The sequence below is a fragment of the Actinoplanes sp. NPDC026623 genome (genome assembly GCF_040638275.1).
Lineage (GTDB): Bacteria > Actinomycetota > Actinomycetes > Mycobacteriales > Micromonosporaceae > Actinoplanes.
Genome location: NZ_JBEZXZ010000165.1, coordinates 1 through 19622 on the forward strand (window position 1 = coordinate 1; position 19622 = coordinate 19622).

Here is a 19622-nt window from a genome sequence, read left to right on the forward strand (position 1 = left end):
GGTCCCTCCGCGCCCGGCGCGGGCGGGGGGTGCGGCTTGGCCGTGTTGGCCTCCGCCGCCGCCCCGGCGGGGGCGGCGCCGGCGGCTCCGGGCCGGGCCCCCCCACGGCCGCGCGGGTCCGCGAGCGCTTCCTCGACCGGGCCCTGGCCCTGCCGGCGTCGGTGATCGAGCGGATACCGGCCGGCGACCTCGCCGCCCGGGGCACCGCCGACGTCGGCGCGGTGGCCTCGACCCTGCGCGACGCCATCCCCGAGGTGCTCATCGCGGCCGTGCAGGCGCTGTTCGTGCTCGTGGCCGTCTTCCTGCTCGACCCGCTGCTCGGCGTCGTCGCCCTGCTCGGGCTCTCCGCCATCCCGGTCGCCACCCGCTGGTACCTGCGCCGGGCCCGGACGGCCTACCTCGAGGAGGGCGCGGCCGGCTCGGTGCTCGCCGACGAGCTCGCCTCGACCATCGCGGGCACCCGTACGGTCGAGGCGCTGGGGCTGCGTGAGCGCCGGACCGCGGTGGCCGACCTGGCGATACACCGGGCCCGCGACACCCGGCTGCGGACCCTGCTGCTGCGCAGCGTGCTGTTCCCCGCCGTGGACGTGTCCTACGTCGTTCCGGTGGTCGCCGTGCTGATGGCCGGCGGCGCGCTCTACATCAACGGCGAGCTCACCCTCGGCGCCGTCGCGGCCTGCGCGCTCTACCTGCGGCAGCTCGCCGTGCCGCTGGACGCGATCCTGATCTGGCTGGAACAGCTGCAGAGCAGCGGCGCCTCCTTCGCCCGGGTCGAGGGGCTGGCGGTGATCCCGCCGGCCGTCGCGACCGGGCGCTCGGCGCCGGCGAACGACCTCATCGAGGTCCGCGGCGTCCGGTACGCCTACGACGGCGACCGCGACGTGCTGCACGGCGTCGACCTGACCGTGCGGCCGGGGGAGCGCCTCGCCCTGGTCGGGCCGTCCGGCGCCGGCAAGTCCACCCTCGGGCGGCTGCTCACCGGCGTCGACCGGCCGCGGGTGGGCAGCCTCACCGTCGGCGGCGTGGAGATCGCCGCGCTGCCGCCCGGCCTGCTGCGCCGCCAGATCGTGCTGGTCACCCAGGAGCACCACGTGTTCCGCGCCGCGGTCCGCGACAACCTGACCCTCGCCGCACCGGACGCCACCGACGACGACCTGCTCTCGGCGCTGGCCGTGGTCGGCGCCGACTGGGCCGAGGAACTGCCCGACGGCCTCGACACCCGGCTGGGCGGCGACGGCCACTTCCTGGACGGCGCGCAGGCGCAGCAGCTCGCGCTGGCCCGGGTGGTGCTCGCCGACCCGCACACCGTCGTGCTCGACGAGGCGACCGCGCTGCTCGACCCCACGACCGCGCGGAACGCGGAGCGCGCGCTGGCGGCGGTGCTGCACGACCGCACGGTGATCGCGATCGCGCACCGGCTGCAGACGGCACACGACGCCGACCGGGTGGCCGTCATGGACGGGGGCCGGCTGGTCGAGCTGGGCACGCACGACGATCTGGTCGCCGCCGGCGGCACCTACGCGGATCTGTGGCGGACCTGGCACGGCTAGGGTATCCGCGCCGGATAGGCCCTGAGCTCAGACCGCCACGACCCGGTGGCGGACGACGGCGTCGAAGAGGTAGCCGAGGCTGTTGTGCACGGCCACGTCCGGCTGGGTGTTGCCCCGCACGTCGGTGGCCCGGGCCAGCAGTTCGTGCTCGCCCGCGGCCGGGCGCCAGTCGAGCTCCCAGCGTTGCCAGGCCGCGCCCTCGCTGCCGCCGACCCTCCGGGCCCGCCGCCAGTGCAGGCCGCCGTCCGTGCTGACGTCGACGTGCCGGATCGCGCCGCCCGCCGACCAGGACCGGCCGCGCAGCCGGGCGTGCCGCCCGGCGCTCACCTGGGCACCCTGGTCCAGCTCGAACGCGCTCTTGATCACCTGCCGGTCGAAGGGCTCGCCCTCGGCGGGGAAGCCGGCGCCGAAGAGCCGGTAGAACTGGGTGTTCCACGGCGAGAAGAGCGGGGCGTCGGAGACCTCGAGACTACCCAGCCACTTGATCGACGCGATGCCGATCCAGTGCGGCACGATCAGCCGCACGGGATGGCCGTGGTCGGCCGGCAGCGGCTCGCCGTTCATCTCGTACGCGACCAGCACGTCGTGCAGCGCCTTGCGCAGGGGCAGCGGGCGGCGCACCGGCCCGAGGTCGACGCCGCCGGTCACGAAGTTGGCGTCGAGGCCCGCCGGCAGCACGTCCACCGCGTCGCGTGCCAGGCCCGCATGCCGCAGCACGGTGGACAGCCGCACGCCGCGCCAGCGGGCGACCCCGACCGCGCCGAGCTTCCAGGCGGTGCCGGACACCGTCTGCCCCTGCTGGCTGGTGAAGTAGCCGCGGCCGTTGCCCGCGCACTCCACCGCGGCGGTGATCGTCGCGGCCGGCAGCCGGCGCAGGTCGTCGTACGAGAGGTCGGCGGGACCGTGCCGCAGGCCGGTGCCGAAGATCCGCAGCCGCCAGTCCGCCGGATCGATGATCGGGGTGCTGGTGTGGTTGCGCACGAAGAACCGGTCGATCGGCACCAGGTAGCCCTGGTCGGCCATGGCGGACCAGCGCATCTCGGCGTTGGTGCCGAGGACGGTGAACAACTCGGGCGGCAGCGGCTTGACGATCGGTCCGGCCGCGGCCCGTGCCGGTGCGCCGGCGGCCGCCGCGCCGGCCAGGCCCGCGCCCACCGCGGCGGTCAGCCGGAGCAGGTCGCGGCGGGAGAAGCCGCCGGCCTCGCCGGCCAGCCACTGGCGCAACCGCAGCCGGTCGTAGGCGCCCTCGTCCAGCATCTCGTCCATCGATGTCGCTCCCTCGTCGGCGGTCACGAGCATGCTAAACCGATGGGCACAATAGGAAAAGGGTATGGCTGGCCCTACCCGCAATACTCGGGCAGGCGTCATGGTCCGCGGCGGCCGCCCCCGCTTAGGCTGCGGGTCGTACCCGGACCAAGGAGTTCCCTATGGCCTCGTCGCGATCCGCGGGTCGTGCGCCCGCCGTGCTCGCCGCCCTCGCCGTGGCGCTGATGGCGGCCTTCGTCGCCGGCCCGCGCGTGCTGGCGGCGAGCGGGCCGGGCGGCGGTTTCCACGATGAGGGCGACCTCACCGGCGCCGCCCGGTCGGCGTTCGCCGGGTACCGGCGCTCCGGCGACCGGGCCCTCACCACGGACCTGGCGAGAGTGGTCGACTACTGGTTCCGCTACCACGTCGCCAAGGCGGCCTTCGCCGCGATCCTGCTGATCGTGCTGGTGCCGCTCGGCGTGCTGCTCTGGCGGGCGTTCCTGCGGCCCGGCGGGGCGTGGGGCAGGGCCGCCCTCGCCTCGGCCGGCACCCTCGTCACGATGATCGGGCTGTTCGCGGCGGCGGCGGTGATGGCCAACGTTCAGGGTGCGGTGGCGCCGTTCGCCGCGCTGCTGCCGATGGCGACGGGCGGCGCGACCGGCCGGGAACTCGCCGGCACGCTCGATCGCCACCTCCGGGGCGGCCCGGCCACGCCCGCGCTGGAGGCGATGATCGACGACTTCTCCCGGTTCCACGTCGCGATGGCCGTGGTCGCCACGGTCGTGGCCGTCGTGCTCGCCGGCCTGAGCGTGGTCGCGTGGCGGGGGTTCGCGAGAACGGCGTCGTCCGAGCGGCGATCGAGGCGGGTGTCGGGGTCGTACGGCGTGCTCTCGGCGGTGTCGGCGCTGGCCGTGATCGTCGTAGCGGTGGCGAACACGACCACCGCGGCGAACCCGGCGCCAGCCCTCCTGGCCCTCCTCAACGGCGGATGGTGACGGGGTTGGTGAGCGCGGCCATGCTCCCACCCGGGTGGCGTACCTCTACGCGGACGAACATCGACTCGGCCTCGGTGGTCTGCCATCGCACGGCACCGGATCCGTCGCCCGGCAGGGATTCGCGGTGCACCGTGCCCCGGTCGGTGTGGAAGCTGACGACGCCGGACGGCACGCCGGTGATGTCCAGGCGCACCGTGACCGGCTCTTCGCGGGCGGTCAGCCGCTGACCGATTCCGGCGCCGCGCTCGCCGGCGGACGCGGTGAGCGACAGCTCGATGCCGGCCGATTCGGCGATCCAGCTTCGCCCGGCCCGGATGCCGGCGAGGATCGCCTCGGTGCTCAGCCCCGAGGCCGGCACCACATTGTGCGGCAGGGCGAGTTGGCCTTCCTGATGCGCGTCGCTGTTGCCGATCGCCGGCCGAAACCGCCCATTGTGGACGTCGGAGGCCAGGCTGCGACCCCATTCGGCCAGTGCCGCCTCGTTGTCGGCGTTCCACGGAAGGTCCGAGCTCCACTGCCCGTTCCACACCTCCACCGCGTCGAAACCCTGAAACGGGTACATGAAGACGCCCGACGGATAGGGCAAGTGCGGGTGGGCCGCGACGCAGATCCCACCGCCGCGATGCACGCGAGCCACCTCGCGGTCGATCGCCTCGTCGCGGACGCCGTACTGCCAATCGACCGCCTGGCCCGCCTCGACGCCGAGCGCGAGCCAGTGCCCTGTCGGGGTGGTGACCTCCTGGCCGAGAATCACCAGCAGGTCGTCACCGGCGAGCGGACCCCAGGCGCCGTGCGTGTCGCAGGTGTTGTGCTCGGTGGACCGCGCGCCCGGCGCCGCGCACAGCGCCTCGCTCCTGATCAAGCTCGGCTACTACCTCGAACGCCGCGGCGATTACCAGGCCTGCCGGGACAACCAGCTACGCGCCGCGCCGATCGTGGCGGCGGCCTACGGGCCGGGCAGTGCCAGCATGGCCGGCGTCCTGCTGCTGCTCGGCTGCTGCCGGCTCGAGCTGGGCGACTGGAGCGCCGCCCGGTCCGACTTCGAGCAGGCGGCGCACATCTACCGCGCCGCCGCCGGCGCCGACTCGCTGGAGGTCGCCGACGCGCTGTACCTGCTCGGCGCCGCGCAGGCGAACCTGGGCGACCGCGATGCGGCCCGGTTCAGCTGCGTGGAGGCGCTGCGCATCCTCGAGGCCGGCGCCGCGCCTGACGATCCGCGTACGGAGATCGTGCGTGACGCACTGCGACCGCCTCCGCCGTGGTGGCGGAGGTTCGGGTAGGCCGGGCGCGTGTCACGTCCCGTCGGAGCCGATCTCCGGCGGGATCGCGAGCGGGTGACGCTCGTCGTCGCGGGCGGCGACCCGCTCCATCTCGCGCACGTACTGCCGACGGGTGATCAAGGCGGCCACCAGCTGCGCGACCAGCACCCCCTCGAGGCTGCCCGGCTCGGACCGTGACCCGGCCGCCTTGATCTCCTCGCGAGCCGGCCGGGACTGCTCGTCGGGGGAGGTGTCCTTCACGATCAGCCAGATCGTGTACGCGCATGTGCAGGCAACAAACGTCGTGAGCATCAGCAGGAACAGCATCGCCAGCACCTCCGTAGGCCGTTTGTCAGGAGACGATGTGCATCTCGTGGCTCGTGCCGTTCAGGCGGCGCCCGCCGTCGGGCGTCACCGTCACGATGTCCTCGATGCGTACGCCGAACCGGCCCGGCAGGTAGACGCCGGGCTCGATCGAGAAGCACATGCCGGGGACGAGCGTGTGCGTCTCGCCCTCGACCATGTACGGCGGCTCATGGGTGGTCAGGCCGATCCCGTGGCCGGTGCGGTGGATGAAGTACTTGCCGTACCCGGCGTCGTCGATGATCTTCCGGGCCGCCCGGTCGATCTCCTGGCAGGCGACGCCGGGCCGCACCGCCTCGAAGGCCGCCTGCTGGGCGCGGCGCACGGTCTCGAAGACCTCGCGCTCCTCGTCGTCCGGCGGCCCGACGTGCACGGTGCGGGTGGTGTCCGAGCCGTAGCCGTCGCGCAGGCCGCCGAAGTCGAGGACGACCATGTCGCCGTCGCGCACGACGCGGTCGGTCATCTCGGAATGCGGGTTGGCGCCGTTCGGCCCGGAGCCGACGATGGTGAAGTCCACCGTCTCGTGCCCGTGCTCGCGCAGGAACCCGGCCAGGTCGGCCCCGATCTCGCGCTCCCGGCGCCCGGCGAAGCGCACGCCGACGATCTGTTCGTACGCCGCGTCCGCGGCGGCACCCGCGGCGGCGAGCCGGTCGATCTCCTCGGCGTCCTTGACCGCGCGCAGCATCGGCAGCGTGCCGGTCATCGACCGGTACGCCGACGACGGCAGCGCCTCCTGCAGGGCGAGCACGTGCATCGCCCAGGCCGAGTCGGAGACGGCGTAGCGGCCGTGCGGGTCGAGCAGGCGCGCGGCCTGCGCGTACGGGTCGGTGCCGTCGGCCCAGTCGGTGAGCGTCACCGCGGCCACCCCGCCGGCGAGTTCGGCGTCGCCGCGCTCGAGGGTCGGAACGATCATCGCGGGGTCGCGTCCCGCCCCGAGCACGAGCATCGTGATCCGCTCGGTGATCGCGGTCGGCCGGTAGCCGGTGAAGTAGACGAGGTCGGGCCCGGGGGTCACGAGCAGGCCGGCGAGGCCGGCCTCCGCCGCCTGAGCGGCGGCGCGCTCCATCCTGTGGGTGAAGTCCTTCGCGGTGAACTGGCGGGCCGTCATCGGCGAACACCTCCGGTGCTGCACATACGTTTCTCCGGATTCCGGACACCGGCGCTGATTCAGCCTCACGGCTGAACGGAAGTGCCAGCATCGCCCGCAACGGATGATTCAGCCCCGGCCGGCCGTTGGGCGCCGTGGATCGGCGCTGGTCGTCGGCGCGGGGCCCGTCCGCCTCGCCCGGGCCCGCCCACCCACCGGCGCCGCATTGCCCGACACCGGGTGAATCGGCCGGTTTCCAGTGTTCAGCCCCTGTATATCAGCTTTGGCGGTGGCGGGAGTCCCAAGCGCCGGGCTTGGTCCCGGGCGGGCCGATCACCGGCGGGCACGTCCGGACGCCGCGCTCGCCGGGCCGCGCGGGCCGGCGGGCGCATCCATTGGGGACGATCACGCCGTTCGGCGGCGGCCGGGAGCCGCCGGTCACCCGCGCGGACCGAGATCGTCCTCGATTGACTCGCCACGGGTGAGGCGCGATCCTTTTCGGCCGCTGATGATACCGCTGGACCGGCTGCCGGGACTCTGGCGTCGGGGTGTTCGCAAACGCTCGGGGGCCGCCACCGTGGCCGGTCCGGCGGTGCGGCGTCTGTTCAGGAGGCAGCAGCATGAGTGCGATGGATGTGCCCGCCTCGCGGCCGGCGGCGACGCCGTCCGCAGCGGCCAAAGAGAGCGCGAAGGACCCCAAGAAGGTGATGGCCTACATCTCCTGGGTCGCCCTGGCGTTGATGACCACCAGCTCCGTGGCCAGCCTGCGCCCGTCGCCGACGATGGCGGTGTACGGCCTGGCCAGCATCTTCCTCTACGTGGTGCCGGCGATCGTGTTCCTGCTGCCGACCTCGCTGGTCTCGGCGGAGCTCGCCTCCGGCTGGAAGGGCGGCGTCTACAACTGGGTCAGCCAGGGCATCTCCAAGCCGATGGGCTTCCTGGCCATCTGGTGCCAGTTCGCCATGACCATCTTCTACTATCCGAGCCTGCTCGGCTTCGTGGCCAGCACCCTCGCGTACGTGATCAACCCGGAGCTGGCCTCGAGCGGCGTCTGGACCGCAGTCGTGATCATGGTCTGCTACTGGAGTGGCGTGTGGGTCTCGTCGCGGGGGACCGGCTCGGTGGCCGGCCTCGCCAGCGGCGGCCTGATCATCGGCACGCTGGTGCCGGGCACCCTGCTGGTGATCCTCGGAACGGTGTTCCTCGGCCAGGGCAACGAGTCGGCGGCGCCGATGACGGCCGAGCACCTGCTGCCCGTCTGGGCCGGCCTGTCCAGCCTGGTGCTGATCGTCAACAACTTCCTCTCCTACTCCGGTATGGAGATGAACGCGGTGCACGTGTCCTCGCTGCGCAACCCGGGCCGCGAGTTCCCCCGGGCGATGTTCCTCTCGATGGGGCTGGTCCTGCTGATCTTCATCCTGCCCGCGCTGGCCATCAGCTGGGTCGTGCCGGCCGAGGAGCTCTCCCTCACCGCCGGGGTCATGCAGGCCTTCGACGCCGTGTTCGCCGAGTTCGGCACGCAGTGGCTCACCCCCATTCTCGGGATCATGCTGGTCGCCGCGTCTCTCGGCGGCATGCTCACCTGGCTTGCCGGCCCCTCGCGCGGCCTGCTGCTGATCTCCCGGCAGGAGGGCTACCTGCCGCCCTTCCTGCAGCGGCTCAACAAGCACGGCGTGCAGCAGAACATCCTGGTGACCCAGGGCGCGATCACCACCGTCATCGCGCTCGCGTACGCGTTCATCCCGGACGTCTCCAGCGCGTACTGGATCTTCTCGGTGATCACCACCCAGGTCTACCTGATCATGTATCTGCTGATGTTCGTCGCGGCCGTACGGCTGCGGCGCAGCCAGCCCGACCACCCGCGCGGATACCGCGCCCCGATGCTGTTCACGCTCTGCGGCGTCGGCTTCGCCGCGTCGCTGGCCGCGCTGCTGATCGGGTTCATCCCGCCGTCGCAGTTCGGCGAGGGGAACGTCGGCTCCTACCTGGTGATCGTCGCCGGCGGCGCCCTCGGCCTCGGCCTGCTGGTGCCGTACCTGTTCTACCGGTTCCGTAAGCCGTCCTGGAAGTTGGAGCCCAGCCAGGAGGAGTCGCTGGCATGAACGTCTCAGTCGCACACACGAGTCACCGCGTCACCTACCTAGTCATCGGCGTCGCGTTCCTGCTGCTGTTCGGCGTCGCCCTGCTCACCTTCCACAGCGCCGAGGAGAGCCGGCAGGCGGACGAGAAGGCCGACCAGCTGATCAGCGAGCTCACCGCGGCCGGGGCGCGCACCCCGTCACACGAGCAGGTCGTCCGGGTGCTCGGCGACGACGGCGGCGCGGTCTGCGCCGACCCGGGCGAGGCGCTGAGCCGCGGCGTGCTCTACGGCCAGATCTCCAACGGCGCCGCCGGGCCGGGCCAGCGCCCGGTCATCGCGGACAGCCGGATCGTCAAGGGGCAGCTGCTCATCATGAAGGTCTACTGCCCGGAGCACCTCGCGGACTTCCAGAAGATCGTGGACGATCTCAAGTTCGACGATGTGGCCACCGGGTGAGCGCCGTGGAGCTACGCCAGCGCATCGCCGGCCTGATGGGCCGGGCGCGCACCGACCTGGCCGAGCTGGTGGCCATCCCGTCGGTCGCCGACCCGCGGCAGTTCCCGCCGCAGGAGTGCGTCCGGGCGGCCGACTGGGTCGTCGAGGCCTTCACGTCCGTGGGCTTCACCGGCATGAGCCTGCACGAGACCGCGGACGGCAGCTCGGCCGTCTACGGCGAGCGCCCCGGCACCGACCCGGACGCGCCGACGGTCCTGCTGTACGCGCACTACGACGTGCAGCCGCCGCTGGACGTCGAGGCCTGGCGCACCCCGCCGTTCGAGCTGACCGAGGCCGGCGGCCGCTGGTACGGCCGGGGCGCGGCCGACTGCAAGGGCAACATCGTCATGCACCTGACCGCCCTGCGCGCGATCGACGGGCCGCTCCCGGTGAACCTGAAGGTCATCGTGGAGGGCTCGGAGGAGCAGGGCACGGGCGGGCTGGAGGACTTCGTCGTCCACCATCCCGACCTGCTGCGCGCCGACGCGATCCTGGTGTGCGACACCGGCAACGCGGAGGTCGGGCTGCCGGCCGCCACCGTGACGCTGCGCGGCATGGTCATCGTCGTGGTCACGGTCGAGGCGCTCGCCGGCGAACTGCACTCCGGAATGTTCGGCGGCGCCGCGCCGGACGCCCTCGCGGCGCTTGTGCAGATGCTGGCCACGCTGCGCGACCCGGCGGGCAACACCACCGTCACCGGCCTGGAGAACGGCCAGACCTGGACCGGCGAGGCCTATCCCACCGAGCGGTTCCGCGACGACGCCGGGCTGCTCGACGGGGTGGAACTGCTGGGCGACGGCACGGTCTCGGACATGATCTGGGCGCGGCCGGCCCTCACCATCCTGGGCATCGACTGCCCGCCGGTGGTGGGTTCGGCGGCGGCGATCCAGCCGCGCGCCCGGGCCCGGCTCAACCTGCGGGTGCCACCGGGCATGGACGCCGTCAAGGCGCAGGATGCGCTCATCGCGCACCTGCACGCGGTGGCGCCGTGGGGCGTGCACGTCACGGTGGAGAAGGAGGCCGTCGGCCAGCCGTTCGAGGCGCGCACCGGCGGTCCCGCGTACCGGACGCTGTCGGCGGCCATGAACGACGCGTTCGGCCGGCCGATGGCCAAGCTGGGGCAGGGCGGCTCGATTCCGCTGTGCAACGTCTTCGCCGACACCTACCCGGACGCGGAGATCATCCTGATCGGGGTGGAGGAGCCGCAGGCGCTGATCCACGCGCCGAACGAGAGCGTCGATCCGCGCGAGATCGCCGACCTGGCGCTGGCCGAGGCGCTGTTCCTGCAGCGATACAACGGCGCCACCTAGGCCCCGGTTCCGGCGGCTGAGGATCCGGCTCGGCCGCCGGGGCCGGCCCGGCGCCGCCGGGACAGGACCTCCGGAGGATCGCGCATGACCGACGGAAATGTGGACACGGCCAACGGCGCGCAGGCGTTCCTGCTCGAGCTCGGACGGATGCTGAGCCTGGCCGGCACCGCCGTCAGCGAGACCCAGGAGCGGCTGGCCACGATCGCCGCCGCCAACGGCATCGACGACACCCGGATCATCGTGCTGCCGACCGCCCTGATGATCGCGACCGGCCCCACCGCACAGACCACCATCGACGCGATACCGCAGAGCACCGGCGCGCTGCGACTCGACCAGATCTCCGCGCTCTACGAGGTGGTCAAGCTCGCCGAATCGGGTCACCTGAACCCGGCCGAGGGGATGGCCCGGCTGCGGGCCGTCCGCTGCATGCGGCCGCGGTTCGGCTACGTCGCCACCGTGCTCGCACACCTGGTCATGACCGTCGGGCTCTGCCTGATCCTGCAGCCGACCCCGCTCGACGTCGCGGTCGCCGCCGTCTTCGGGGCGATCGTCGGCAGCCTCATCCCGCTGGCCCGCCTGCCCGGCACCCCCGGCGTACTCACCCCCATGGTCTGCGCCTCGATCGTCTCGGCGCTCACCTTCATCGCCGTCGAGCACGGGTTCGCGGGCCCCGGCATGGGCACCCTCGTCGCCGCGCTCACCACATTCCTGCCCGGCGGCATCCTCGCCACCGCCACCGTCGAGCTGGCCTCCGGCGAGATGGTCGCCGGGGCGAGCCGGCTCGTCTTCGGCGGCCTGCGCCTGGTGCTGCTCGCCTTCGGCATCGTGGCCGGCGCCGAACTGGTCGGGCTGCCGGGGGTCGAGGCGCTGTCCGACGGCTCGACGAGCACGCTGGGCTGGTGGGCGCCGTGGCTCGGCGTGATCCTCTTCGGGCTCGCCGTCGGCGTCTTCTTCTCCGCGCCGCGCGGCACCATGAAATGGCTGCTGGTCGTCCTGCTCACCGCCTGGCTCGGCCAGGTGGTGGGCGATCTGCTCTTCGGCGCGAGCGTCAGCGGCTTCTTCGGGGCGATGGCGATGACGCCGGTCGCCCTCGCCGTCGCGCGGCTGCCCGGCGGGCCGCCCTCGCAGGTGACCTTCCTGCCCGCGTTCTGGCTGCTGGTGCCGGGCGCGATCGGTCTCATCGGCGTCACCGAACTGCTCAGCAACCCGGCCGGCGCGGGCGTCGAGGTGCTGATCGAACCGCTCGCCTCGATCGTCGCGATCACGCTCGGCGTCCTGTGCGGCGTGTCCGCCTACCGCGGGGTGGACTCGGCACTGTCCGGCCGCCGCGCGAGGTTTCTCCTGCGGCCGTGAACCTCAGCCCCGGGCCGGGGCTGAGGTTCCCTGACGGGCGGTGGATCAGCCGGGGTCGCTCTGGTCGTCGCCGTAACCGGGCCGGGGCGGCGGTGGCGGCTCGCCGTATCCGGGCTGGGTCTGTCCGCCGTATCCGGGCGGTGGTGGCGGCGGTCCGCCGTATCCGGGCGGGGGCTGCTGGCCGTATCCGGGCTCCTGGCCGTATCCGGGCTGCTGGGGCTGCTCGCCGAGCGCCGCGGAGAGCGTTCGCACGATGTCGTCCACCCGGGGCCGCAGCAGCGACCAGTCCCGCCCGGTGGCCAGCGCCTCGTTCTCGGCGTCGACGGCCGCGACCAGATCCTGGAGGAGCAGGCTCACCTGCCCGGACCGGCGCCGCGGGTCCTCGCCGGGCGCCTTCTCGGCGAGCAGGCCCCACCGGGCCGAGAGATCACTGAGATCCGCTCGCACCGGCGGCCAGGACAGGGCACGATCGGTCGCCGTCGGCGCGGCCAGGATCGCCGGCAACCGCGCGCCGACGACGGCGCGGCTGTCGGCCGCCAGGGCGTCGGCGTCCGCCTGCCAGACGGCCTTGCGCCGCGACCGCCAGGTCAGCAGGCCACCGATCAGGGCCGCGATCAGCAGGATCAGCAGGAACCAGCCGAGCGGGCTCAGGCCGGCCCAGGTGCCGGAGGCGGTCGAGGTCACGGGCGCGGCGGAGGACGCCGCGGGCGCCGGGGCCGCCGTCGTGGCCGGCGGCTTCGCCGGCTCGGTCGGCGGCTTGGTCGTCGGCTCGGCCTCGGCGGTGGTCTTGTCCGGCGTGGCCGCCGGCTTCGTGGTGGCGGGTGCCTCGGTCCTGGTCGGCCTCGGCGTGCGGGTCGGCTTCGCGGTCTTGGTCGGTTCGGGCGTCGGCTCGTCGGTGATCTCGGCCGCGTCGCCGGTGCGGCTGCGCTCGGGAGTCGGCTCGTCGGTGGCCTCCGTACGGGTCGGAGTCGGCCGGTCCGCCGAGGCCTGGGCCGACGGCAGCGTCGGTCGGTTCTCCCCGTCGCCGCTGCAGGCCATCGTTCCGAACAGCACGCCGAGCGCGACTCCCGTGAGGAGCGCCGCGCCCGGCCGCCGGCCATGGGGCGAGATTCGCATGTGTGGCCCCTTCGAAAACGTCGGACAATGCTCGCGTCGACGTTAGAGCCGGCGATGGGCCGCGTGATCCTCCGCAACGGGTGACCCCGGCGCGAGGACCCGCAATCGGCTGAGCGGGCGGCCCTCGTGCCGCTACCCTGTGGTCCATCCCCATGGGATGAGGTCTCCCGCCCTCGGCCACGCGATGATGCCTGGGTTGGTTCGGGCAGGAACGGAGAGTGCCATGTGTCGCTGGCTGGCTTACTCGGGATCGCCGATCCTGCTGGAGGAGCTTCTCTACAAGCCGAAGTACTCGCTGATCAACCAGAGCCTGCACTCGCGCCTCGGCGTCGAGCCGACCAACGGCGACGGCTTCGGCGTCGGCTGGTACGGCGTCGACGGCAACGCCGACGCGGCCCTGTTCCGCGGGGTCGGGCCGGCCTGGGGCGATCCGAACCTGCGCGAGATGGCCGCGCACATCTCGTCGCCGCTGTTCCTGGCGCACATCCGGGCCAGCACGGGCACGCCGGTGCAGCACACCAACTCGCATCCCTTCCGCCACGGCCGGTGGATGTGGGTGCACAACGGCTCCATCCGCGAGTTCGCGATCCTCAAGCGGGACCTGGTGCTGGCGGTGGATCCGGCCCTCTACACCTCGATCGCGGGCTCCACCGACTCGGAGGTGATGTTCTACCTCGCCCTGACCTTCGGCCTGCGGGAACAGCCGGTCGAGGCCGTGCAGCGGATGGTGGGCTTCGTGGAGGCCATCGGCCGGCGTCACGGCGTGCAGTACCCGATGCAGATGAGCGTGGCCACCACCGACGGCGACCGGCTGTGGGCCTTCCGCTATTCCACCGAGGGCGACAGCCGGTCACTGTTCTTCAGCACCGACGTGACGGCCCTGCGCCAGCTGCACCCGGAGAACGAGACCCTGCGGCACGTCTCCGACGAGACCCGCATCGTCGTCTCGGAGCCGCTGGGCGAGCTCGTCGGCGCCTGGCAGCCGGTGCCGGAGTCCAGCTACGGCATCGTCCAGAAGGGCGTGGACCACATGGCGTCGTTCCGGCCGATCGCGCCGTGACCGTGCCACCCCGCGCGTGCGTGCAATCGTATGACCGCATCGGCGTAGTAGTGTTCAGCCATGTCGCAGCCCCGGCGGCGCCGGCCGGAAAACGAAGACCCGGCAGCCGACGGTCCACCGCCTTCGAGTAGCCCGGAGGGCGCCGCCCCGCCCGGCCCGCGCCGCAAGGTGGCGACCATGCGGGACATCGCGGCCGCGGCCGACGTCTCGCAGAGCACCGTCTCGCGCGTGCTCAGCGGCGTCGAGACCAGGGTGCCGATCGCACCGGAGACCCGCGAGCGGGTCATCCAGGCGTCGCGACGGCTGGCCTACCGCCCCAACCCGCTGGCGCGCGGCCTGCGCGGCGCGTCGACGAATCTGATCGGCGCGGTGGTCCGGGACTTCAGCGACCCGTTCTTCGCCGAGGCGATCGAGGCCCTGGTCGCGGAGTCGATGGCGCACGGCTACAACGTCGTCCTCGGCCATGTCCATCCCCGGCTCGACGAGGCGATCCCGCTGACGTCGGTGCTCGAGACCCGGCACACCGACGCCATCGTGCTGCTCGGCGACGTGCGGGTGCACCCCCAGCTCCTGGCCGACCTGCGCATCTCGCGCGTGCCGGTGGTGGCACTCTGGCAGGGCACGAGCCCGCTCGAATTCCCGACCGCCGACACCGACGACCGCGCCGGCATCCGGGCGGGCCTGGAACACCTCGCATCGCTCGGCCATCGGCGCATCGCCTTCGTGAACGCGGAACTTCCCGGCGGCTTCCGGGTACGGCAGGCCGCGTACGTCGAGTTCATGCGGGAGCGGCTCGGCGGCGTGCCGGACGGCTACCTCGAAAGCTGCCCCAACACCCTCGCGGGCGGCGACGCGGCCGTGCGCCGGCTGCTGGCGCTGCCCGAACCTCCGAGCGCGGTGGCGACCTCGACGGACCTGATCGCGGTCGGGGTCCTGCACGCGGCGCACAACCTCGGCGCCACCGTCCCGGAATGGCTGTCGGTCGTCGGCTTCGACGACATCCAGCTCTCCGGCCACACGGTGCCGGCGCTGACCACGTCGCGGATGCCGACCGCCCGGATCGTCAGCTACGCCATCAACCTGGCGGTCCGCCTGGCCCGGGATCCGGAGGCGGTGCCCGAGCCGGGCATCGAGATCTTCGCGCCGGACCTCATCATCCGCGACTCGACCGCACCACCCGTCCGCCGGCGCTAGGTGCTGTCCCACGAAGCGTTGATTGATCGCCAGGTCAATGAGCCGACGGGCCGCTCGTCACGCACGCCTTCGACGTCGTCGCCGAGCAGATCTGGGATATTGTCTCGTTTATGAGAGAGCATCTGGACTCGCGGCTGGCCGCCCGGGTCGCCGAGTTGCGCGTGGCCCGGGGCTGGTCCCTGGACGACCTCGCCGGGCGCGCCGGCGTGAGCCGCTCGACCCTGTCCCGCCTCGAGCGCGCGGAGATCAGCCCCACGGCGTCGCTGCTCGGCAGGATCTGCGCCGCGTACGGGTGGACGATGTCGCGCCTGCTCGCCGAGGTCGAGGGCGAGGCCGAGCCGCCGGCCGTGGTCCGCGCCGCCGACCAGCAGGTCTGGCGCGACCAGGCGTCCGGATTCACCCGCCGCTCGGTCTCCCCGCCGCACCCGGGCCTGCGGGCCGAGCTGATCGAGGGCGTGCTCGGGCCGGACGCCGACATCGCCTACGACGCGCCGCCGGTGGCCGGCCTGGAGCAGCACGTCTGGGTCCTCGACGGCGTCCTGGAGTTCACCGACGAGGGCACCCGGCACCTGCTGGCGGCGGGTGACTGTCTGCGGCTGCGGCTGCGGGGCGCCACCCGCCTGCGCAACCCCGGGCCCGGCCCGGTCCGCTACGCGGTCTTCGTGGCGCTGCCGTGACCATCACCCGGCTCTCGCCGGAGGGCTTCGCCGCCGCCCTGCCGGCGCTCGCCGACCTGCTGGTCGACTCGGTGGCCGGCGGCGCCTCGGTCGGGTTCCTCGCCGGCCTCGACCGCGCGGCGGCCGCCGCCTGGTGGCGGTCCCGGGCCGCTGCCGTCGCCGACGGCAGCATGGTCGTGTGGCTCGCCGGCGGCCCGGCGGGCGCCCGCGGCACGATCAGCCTCGCGTACGCGGACAAGCCCAACGCCCGGCACCGCGGGGAGATCGTGAAGCTGGCGGTCCACCGCGACGCGCGGGGCCGGGGGCTGGGCCGGCGGCTGCTGGCCGTCGCGGAGCGGGCGGCCGCCGAGGCCGGCGCCGACCTGCTGCTGCTCGACACGGAGACCGGCAGCGCCGCGGAACGCCTGTACGAGGCCGCCGGCTGGGTGCGCTACGGCATCGTCCCGGAGTACGCGGCCGGCCCGGAGGGGGTGCTCAAGGACTGCAGCTTCTTCTACAAGCGACTGTCCTGACGGACGAAGGTGCAATCCGGTCGGCGGTGTCGGCGGGGTTCGGGCGGGCGCCGATGTCACAATGCGGTATCTCTTGACTACGGGGAGTGCCTGCCGATGGGGGATCCGTTCCGATTTCCGCGCGTCGAACCCCCTTGCCGACGGGACGGGTGACCTGATGGGCAAGCCGCACCTGCTGCTCGACTTCGGCGAGGTGATCAGCCTCGCCCAGCCCGCCGGCGAGGTCGCCGAACTGGCGGCGCTCGCCGGGCTGCCGGTGGGCGAGTTCTCCCGGCGCTACTGGGTGAACCGGCCCGCGTACGACGCCGGTGGCAGCGCCCTCGCGTACTGGACCGAGATCATCGGTGCCGCGCCCGGCGGCGACCGGCTGCGCCGGCTCATCGAGCGGGACGTGGCCAGCTGGCTGCACCTCAACCCGGAGATGCTGCGCCTGCTCGACGCCGTGCACGCCGCGGGTACGCCGGTGTCCCTGCTCTCCAACGCGCCCCGGGAACTGGCCCGCGCGCTCGACCGGCACGCCGACCTCAAGGGGTTCGGCCACCTGCTGTTCAGCGCCGACCTCGCCCTGGTCAAGCCGGACCCGGCCATCTTCGCGGCGGCGCTCGCGGCGCTCGGCGCCGGGCCCGGCGACGTCGTCTTCGTCGACGACCGCCGGGCCAACATCGAGGCGGCGGCCGCCCTGGGTATCCGGGGCATCCTCTTCACGGGTACGGCGGCCTGCCTGGCCGGGGTGGCCCGGGCGGCGATCGCCGGGGAACCGGCACTCCACATCGGATGGCGAAACCTCGGCGGCGCCCCGGCGTGACCCGCCAGGGTCGGGGCCATCGGGTGTCCCTGATCTCCGGCAGCGAGGAGCGCGGCCCCGCCCGCCGCCGGTCGATCGATCGGCGGATCGTCCTGGACAAAGGTGCGGTTGTCGGCGCCTTCGCACAGCATGTGCGTATTCCACCGGGGTTTGCGGCTTGCATAGGTGACGCAATCCGGGATCGACTCACGCGATGACTTCGCGCCGGAGCCGCCCGGCGTCAGAAGGGGTGGAATACATGAGAGCAATTCCGCGAAAACCAACCCGCGGGCAGTATGTCGTCCGGTGGACAGCAGTATTCCAAACAGTTCTTCTGAGTATCTTCGGCGTCCTCGTCGGCACCGGCCCGGCGACGGCCGCGGCCGCGCCGGGCACCGTGGTCTCCTCCGCCGACGTCTCGCTGCCGCGCGAACTCGCGCCGCTGGGCACCGGCAAGCGCATCGAGTACGTCTCCACGGACCTCACCGGTGCGAGCATCACGGCCACCGGCCTGGTGATCACACCCAAGCGGAAATCCCTCCGGACGGTGGCGTGGGGGCACGGCACCACCGGCCTCGCGGACCAGTGCGCGCCGTCGAACCACTACGACGTGTTCTGGCCCGAGGCCCGCGCGGCCGTGGCTGAACTGCTCAAACGCGGCTGGACGGTCGCCGCCGCGGACTATCCCGGCCTCGGCACCCCGGCGCCGCACCCGTACCTGGTCGGCGGCACCACGGCCCGCACGATCATCGACAGCGTGAAGGCGGCCCGCAACCTCGACAGCGCGCTGACCGTCCAGTACGCCGTCGACGGCCACTCGCAGGGCGGCCAGGGCGCGCTGTTCGCCGGCCAGCTGGCGTCCTCCTACGACGGGGACCTCGAGCTGCGCGCGGTGTCGGCCATCGCGCCGGTGTCCAACGTCGACCTGCTGGCCCCGGTCATTCCCGGAACGCCCGGCCAGGGATATCTGGTGATGGCCCTGTACGGTCTGAATGCGGTCGAACCCGGCTTCGATCCGTTCACCGTCCTGGCCCGGCCGGCCCAGGAAAAGGTTCCGGTGCTGCAGTCCGGATGTCTGCTCGAAATCCTCGACGCGTACGCACCATTGACGGCGCGGCAACTGCTGAACGGCGGCTCGCTGCCCCCGCCGGTGGTGAGGAAACTCGCGCAATACGACAACCCGGCGCAATCGGCCCCGAGCGCCCCCATTCTCATCGTTCAGGGAACCGCGGATGAGGCAGTGCCGTACCAGATCACGGCCGGCCCGCTGCTCAACCAGCTCAACGCGTACAACCAGCCCGTCACGTTCGTACCCCTGGAGGGCGAAACCCACGACGGCGCGGTCTTCGCATCGACGACCCTGGTCGCCGACTGGATCGCGGCGAGATTCGGTTGAGCGGCGACGCCGATCTGAACACCCTCGGCCTCGACGACGGCCAGGACCGGCAGGCGATCGTCGTCGAGGCCGACGGCCGAAGGTCGCTCGGCGACCGCGTGACATGATGCGCGACGGTCGGCCGCGTGGGGCGGTCCGGGCAGGACGGTGAGGCAATGCTGCACTCGGGGCTGAAACTCGGCGACCGATACCGCCTCGACGTCCGGATCGGCGCCGGCGGCATGGGCGAGGTGTGGCGGGCCTTCGACGAGGTGCTCGGCCGGGTGGTCGCCGTCAAGGCGATGCTCCCCGAGGTCGCCGACGAGCCCGGCTTCGCCCGGCGGTTCCTGGTCGAGGCGAAGTCGATGGCGAGCGTGAACCACGCCGCGGTGGCCTCCATCCACGACTTCGGGCGCAGCCACGGGATCACCTTCCTGGTGATGGAGTTCATCGAGGGCGAGTCGCTGTCCCAGGCGCTCGGCCGGGCCGGCCGGCTCGCCCCGGCCGACGCCATGCGGCTCGTCGCGCAGGCCGCCGACGGCCTGCAGGCGGTGCACGACCGCGGGATCGTGCACCGCGACATCAAGCCGGCGAACCTGCTGGTCCGGCGGGACGGCTCGGTGTTGATCACCGACTTCGGGATTTCGCGTACCCAGGACGGCACGCACCTGACCGTCTCCGGCGCGATCCTCGGCACGCCGACCTACCTGTCGCCGGAGCAGGTGCTCGGGCGTCCGGCCACGGGGCTCAGCGACGTGTACTCGCTCGGGCTCGTCGCGTACGAGTGCGTCGCCGGGCACCGGCCGTTCGGCGGGGACAACCCGTACGCGGTGGCGCTGCAGCGCGTGCAGACCGGGCCGCCGCCGCTCGGCGCGGACGTTCCCGAGCCGGTGGTCCGGGTGATCGAGCGGGCGCTGGCCCTCGAGCCGGCCGATCGCTGGGGTTCCGCCGCGGAACTCGCGGCCGCGGCGCGCGCGGCGCAGACCGGATGGCGGCCGCCCGCCCCGTCGTGGGACGACCCCCGGCCGCCGGCGCACCAGCCTTCGGCGCCCGGCCCGCAGCCCTCTCGGTCGTGGTCGTCCCCGGCGGCGCCCACCGGGCCCGCGGCGTCCGCCCCGGTGCCATCCGGACCCTCGGCGGGCCGCCCGGTGCCGGCCGCCGGCCGGC

At 73.1% G+C, this 19622-nt stretch carries 19 protein-coding genes; 14 read left to right on the forward strand and 5 right to left on the reverse strand.

All coding sequences use genetic code 11. The features are described 5' to 3' along the window. Positions 1-1550: ABC transporter ATP-binding protein (locus tag AB0F10_RS33950; RefSeq protein ID WP_360634594.1), on the forward strand; the 1550-nt coding region annotated here is incomplete at its 5' end. A gap of 27 nt (positions 1551-1577) precedes the next feature. On the opposite strand, the gene AB0F10_RS33955 is transcribed toward AB0F10_RS33950, so the two are convergent. After that, entirely contained in the window at positions 1578-2816 is a 1239-nt protein-coding gene (locus tag AB0F10_RS33955) for a sulfite oxidase (protein WP_360634597.1), read from the reverse strand. 161 nt (positions 2817-2977) lie between these two features. Here AB0F10_RS33955 and AB0F10_RS33960 point away from each other — a divergent pair, with 161 nt between their 5' ends. Beyond that, entirely contained in the window at positions 2978-3790 is an 813-nt protein-coding gene (locus AB0F10_RS33960; protein WP_360634600.1) for a hypothetical protein, read from the forward strand. Here the strand turns inward: AB0F10_RS33960 and AB0F10_RS33965 are convergent. After that, on the reverse strand, positions 3774-4652 hold the full coding sequence (locus AB0F10_RS33965) for a CehA/McbA family metallohydrolase (protein ID WP_360634603.1): 879 nt from the start codon (positions 4650-4652) through the stop codon (positions 3774-3776). The genes AB0F10_RS33960 and AB0F10_RS33965 overlap by 17 nt on opposite strands. On the opposite strand from AB0F10_RS33965, the gene AB0F10_RS33970 reads away from it, so the two are divergent. Beyond that, a complete protein-coding gene (locus AB0F10_RS33970) occupies positions 4606-5070 on the forward strand; it encodes a tetratricopeptide repeat protein (RefSeq protein ID WP_360634606.1) in 465 nt (154 codons plus the stop codon). The genes AB0F10_RS33965 and AB0F10_RS33970 overlap by 47 nt on opposite strands. Positions 5071-5082: 12 nt before the next feature. On the opposite strand, the gene AB0F10_RS33975 is transcribed toward AB0F10_RS33970, so the two are convergent. Beyond that, positions 5083-5376, reverse strand: a complete 294-nt coding sequence (locus AB0F10_RS33975; protein ID WP_360634609.1) for a hypothetical protein — start codon at positions 5374-5376, stop codon at positions 5083-5085. 25 nt (positions 5377-5401) lie between these two features. Beyond that, positions 5402-6520 (reverse strand): aminopeptidase P family protein, encoded by a 1119-nt coding sequence (locus AB0F10_RS33980; protein ID WP_360634612.1) that lies wholly within the window; start codon positions 6518-6520, stop codon positions 5402-5404. A 599-nt stretch (positions 6521-7119) separates the two neighbouring features. Here AB0F10_RS33980 and AB0F10_RS33985 point away from each other — a divergent pair. The 4 genes from AB0F10_RS33985 (at position 7120) to AB0F10_RS34000 (ending at position 11737) form a co-directional block, all read left to right on the forward strand. Beyond that, the gene (locus tag AB0F10_RS33985; RefSeq protein ID WP_360634615.1) at positions 7120-8601 is read left to right on the forward strand and encodes an APC family permease; all 1482 of its coding nucleotides are present in this window, start codon (positions 7120-7122) and stop codon (positions 8599-8601) included. Next, a complete protein-coding gene (locus AB0F10_RS33990) occupies positions 8598-9035 on the forward strand; it encodes a hypothetical protein (protein ID WP_360634618.1) in 438 nt (145 codons plus the stop codon). Before AB0F10_RS33985 ends, AB0F10_RS33990 begins: the two co-directional genes overlap by 4 nt. Continuing rightward, entirely contained in the window at positions 9032-10384 is a 1353-nt protein-coding gene (locus tag AB0F10_RS33995; RefSeq protein ID WP_360634621.1) for a dipeptidase, read from the forward strand. The genes AB0F10_RS33990 and AB0F10_RS33995 overlap by 4 nt, the downstream gene beginning before the upstream one ends. Positions 10385-10468: 84 nt before the next feature. Continuing rightward, positions 10469-11737, forward strand: a complete 1269-nt coding sequence (locus tag AB0F10_RS34000; protein WP_360634624.1) for a threonine/serine exporter family protein — start codon at positions 10469-10471, stop codon at positions 11735-11737. Positions 11738-11782: 45 nt separating this feature from the next. Here the strand turns inward: AB0F10_RS34000 and AB0F10_RS34005 are convergent, their stop codons facing one another. Then, the gene (locus AB0F10_RS34005) at positions 11783-12853 is read right to left on the reverse strand and encodes a hypothetical protein (protein WP_360634627.1); all 1071 of its coding nucleotides are present in this window, start codon (positions 12851-12853) and stop codon (positions 11783-11785) included. A gap of 223 nt (positions 12854-13076) precedes the next feature. Here AB0F10_RS34005 and AB0F10_RS34010 point away from each other — a divergent pair, with 223 nt between their 5' ends. From AB0F10_RS34010 to AB0F10_RS34040, 7 genes are all read left to right on the forward strand, one after another. Then, positions 13077-13913, forward strand: coding sequence for a class II glutamine amidotransferase (locus tag AB0F10_RS34010; protein ID WP_360634630.1), 837 nt, complete (start codon positions 13077-13079; stop codon positions 13911-13913). A 177-nt stretch (positions 13914-14090) separates the two neighbouring features. Beyond that, the gene (locus AB0F10_RS34015; protein ID WP_360634633.1) at positions 14091-15107 is read left to right on the forward strand and encodes a LacI family DNA-binding transcriptional regulator; all 1017 of its coding nucleotides are present in this window, start codon (positions 14091-14093) and stop codon (positions 15105-15107) included. Between the two features lie 110 nt (positions 15108-15217). Beyond that, positions 15218-15784 carry an XRE family transcriptional regulator gene (locus AB0F10_RS34020; protein WP_360634636.1) on the forward strand — a complete coding sequence of 189 codons (567 nt, stop codon included), beginning with the start codon at positions 15218-15220 and terminating at the stop codon, positions 15782-15784. Continuing rightward, a complete protein-coding gene (locus tag AB0F10_RS34025) occupies positions 15781-16296 on the forward strand; it encodes a GNAT family N-acetyltransferase (protein WP_360634639.1) in 516 nt (171 codons plus the stop codon). Before AB0F10_RS34020 ends, AB0F10_RS34025 begins: the two co-directional genes overlap by 4 nt. Positions 16297-16453: 157 nt before the next feature. Further along, complete coding sequence (locus AB0F10_RS34030) at positions 16454-17101, forward strand: HAD-IA family hydrolase (protein ID WP_360634642.1); 648 nt, start codon at positions 16454-16456, stop codon at positions 17099-17101. A 238-nt stretch (positions 17102-17339) separates the two neighbouring features. Next, positions 17340-18476 carry a lipase family protein gene (locus tag AB0F10_RS34035; protein WP_360634645.1) on the forward strand — a complete coding sequence of 379 codons (1137 nt, stop codon included), beginning with the start codon at positions 17340-17342 and terminating at the stop codon, positions 18474-18476. 155 nt (positions 18477-18631) lie between these two features. Beyond that, on the forward strand, positions 18632-19622 hold a 991-nt coding region (locus tag AB0F10_RS34040; RefSeq protein WP_360634648.1), incomplete at its 3' end, for a protein kinase domain-containing protein.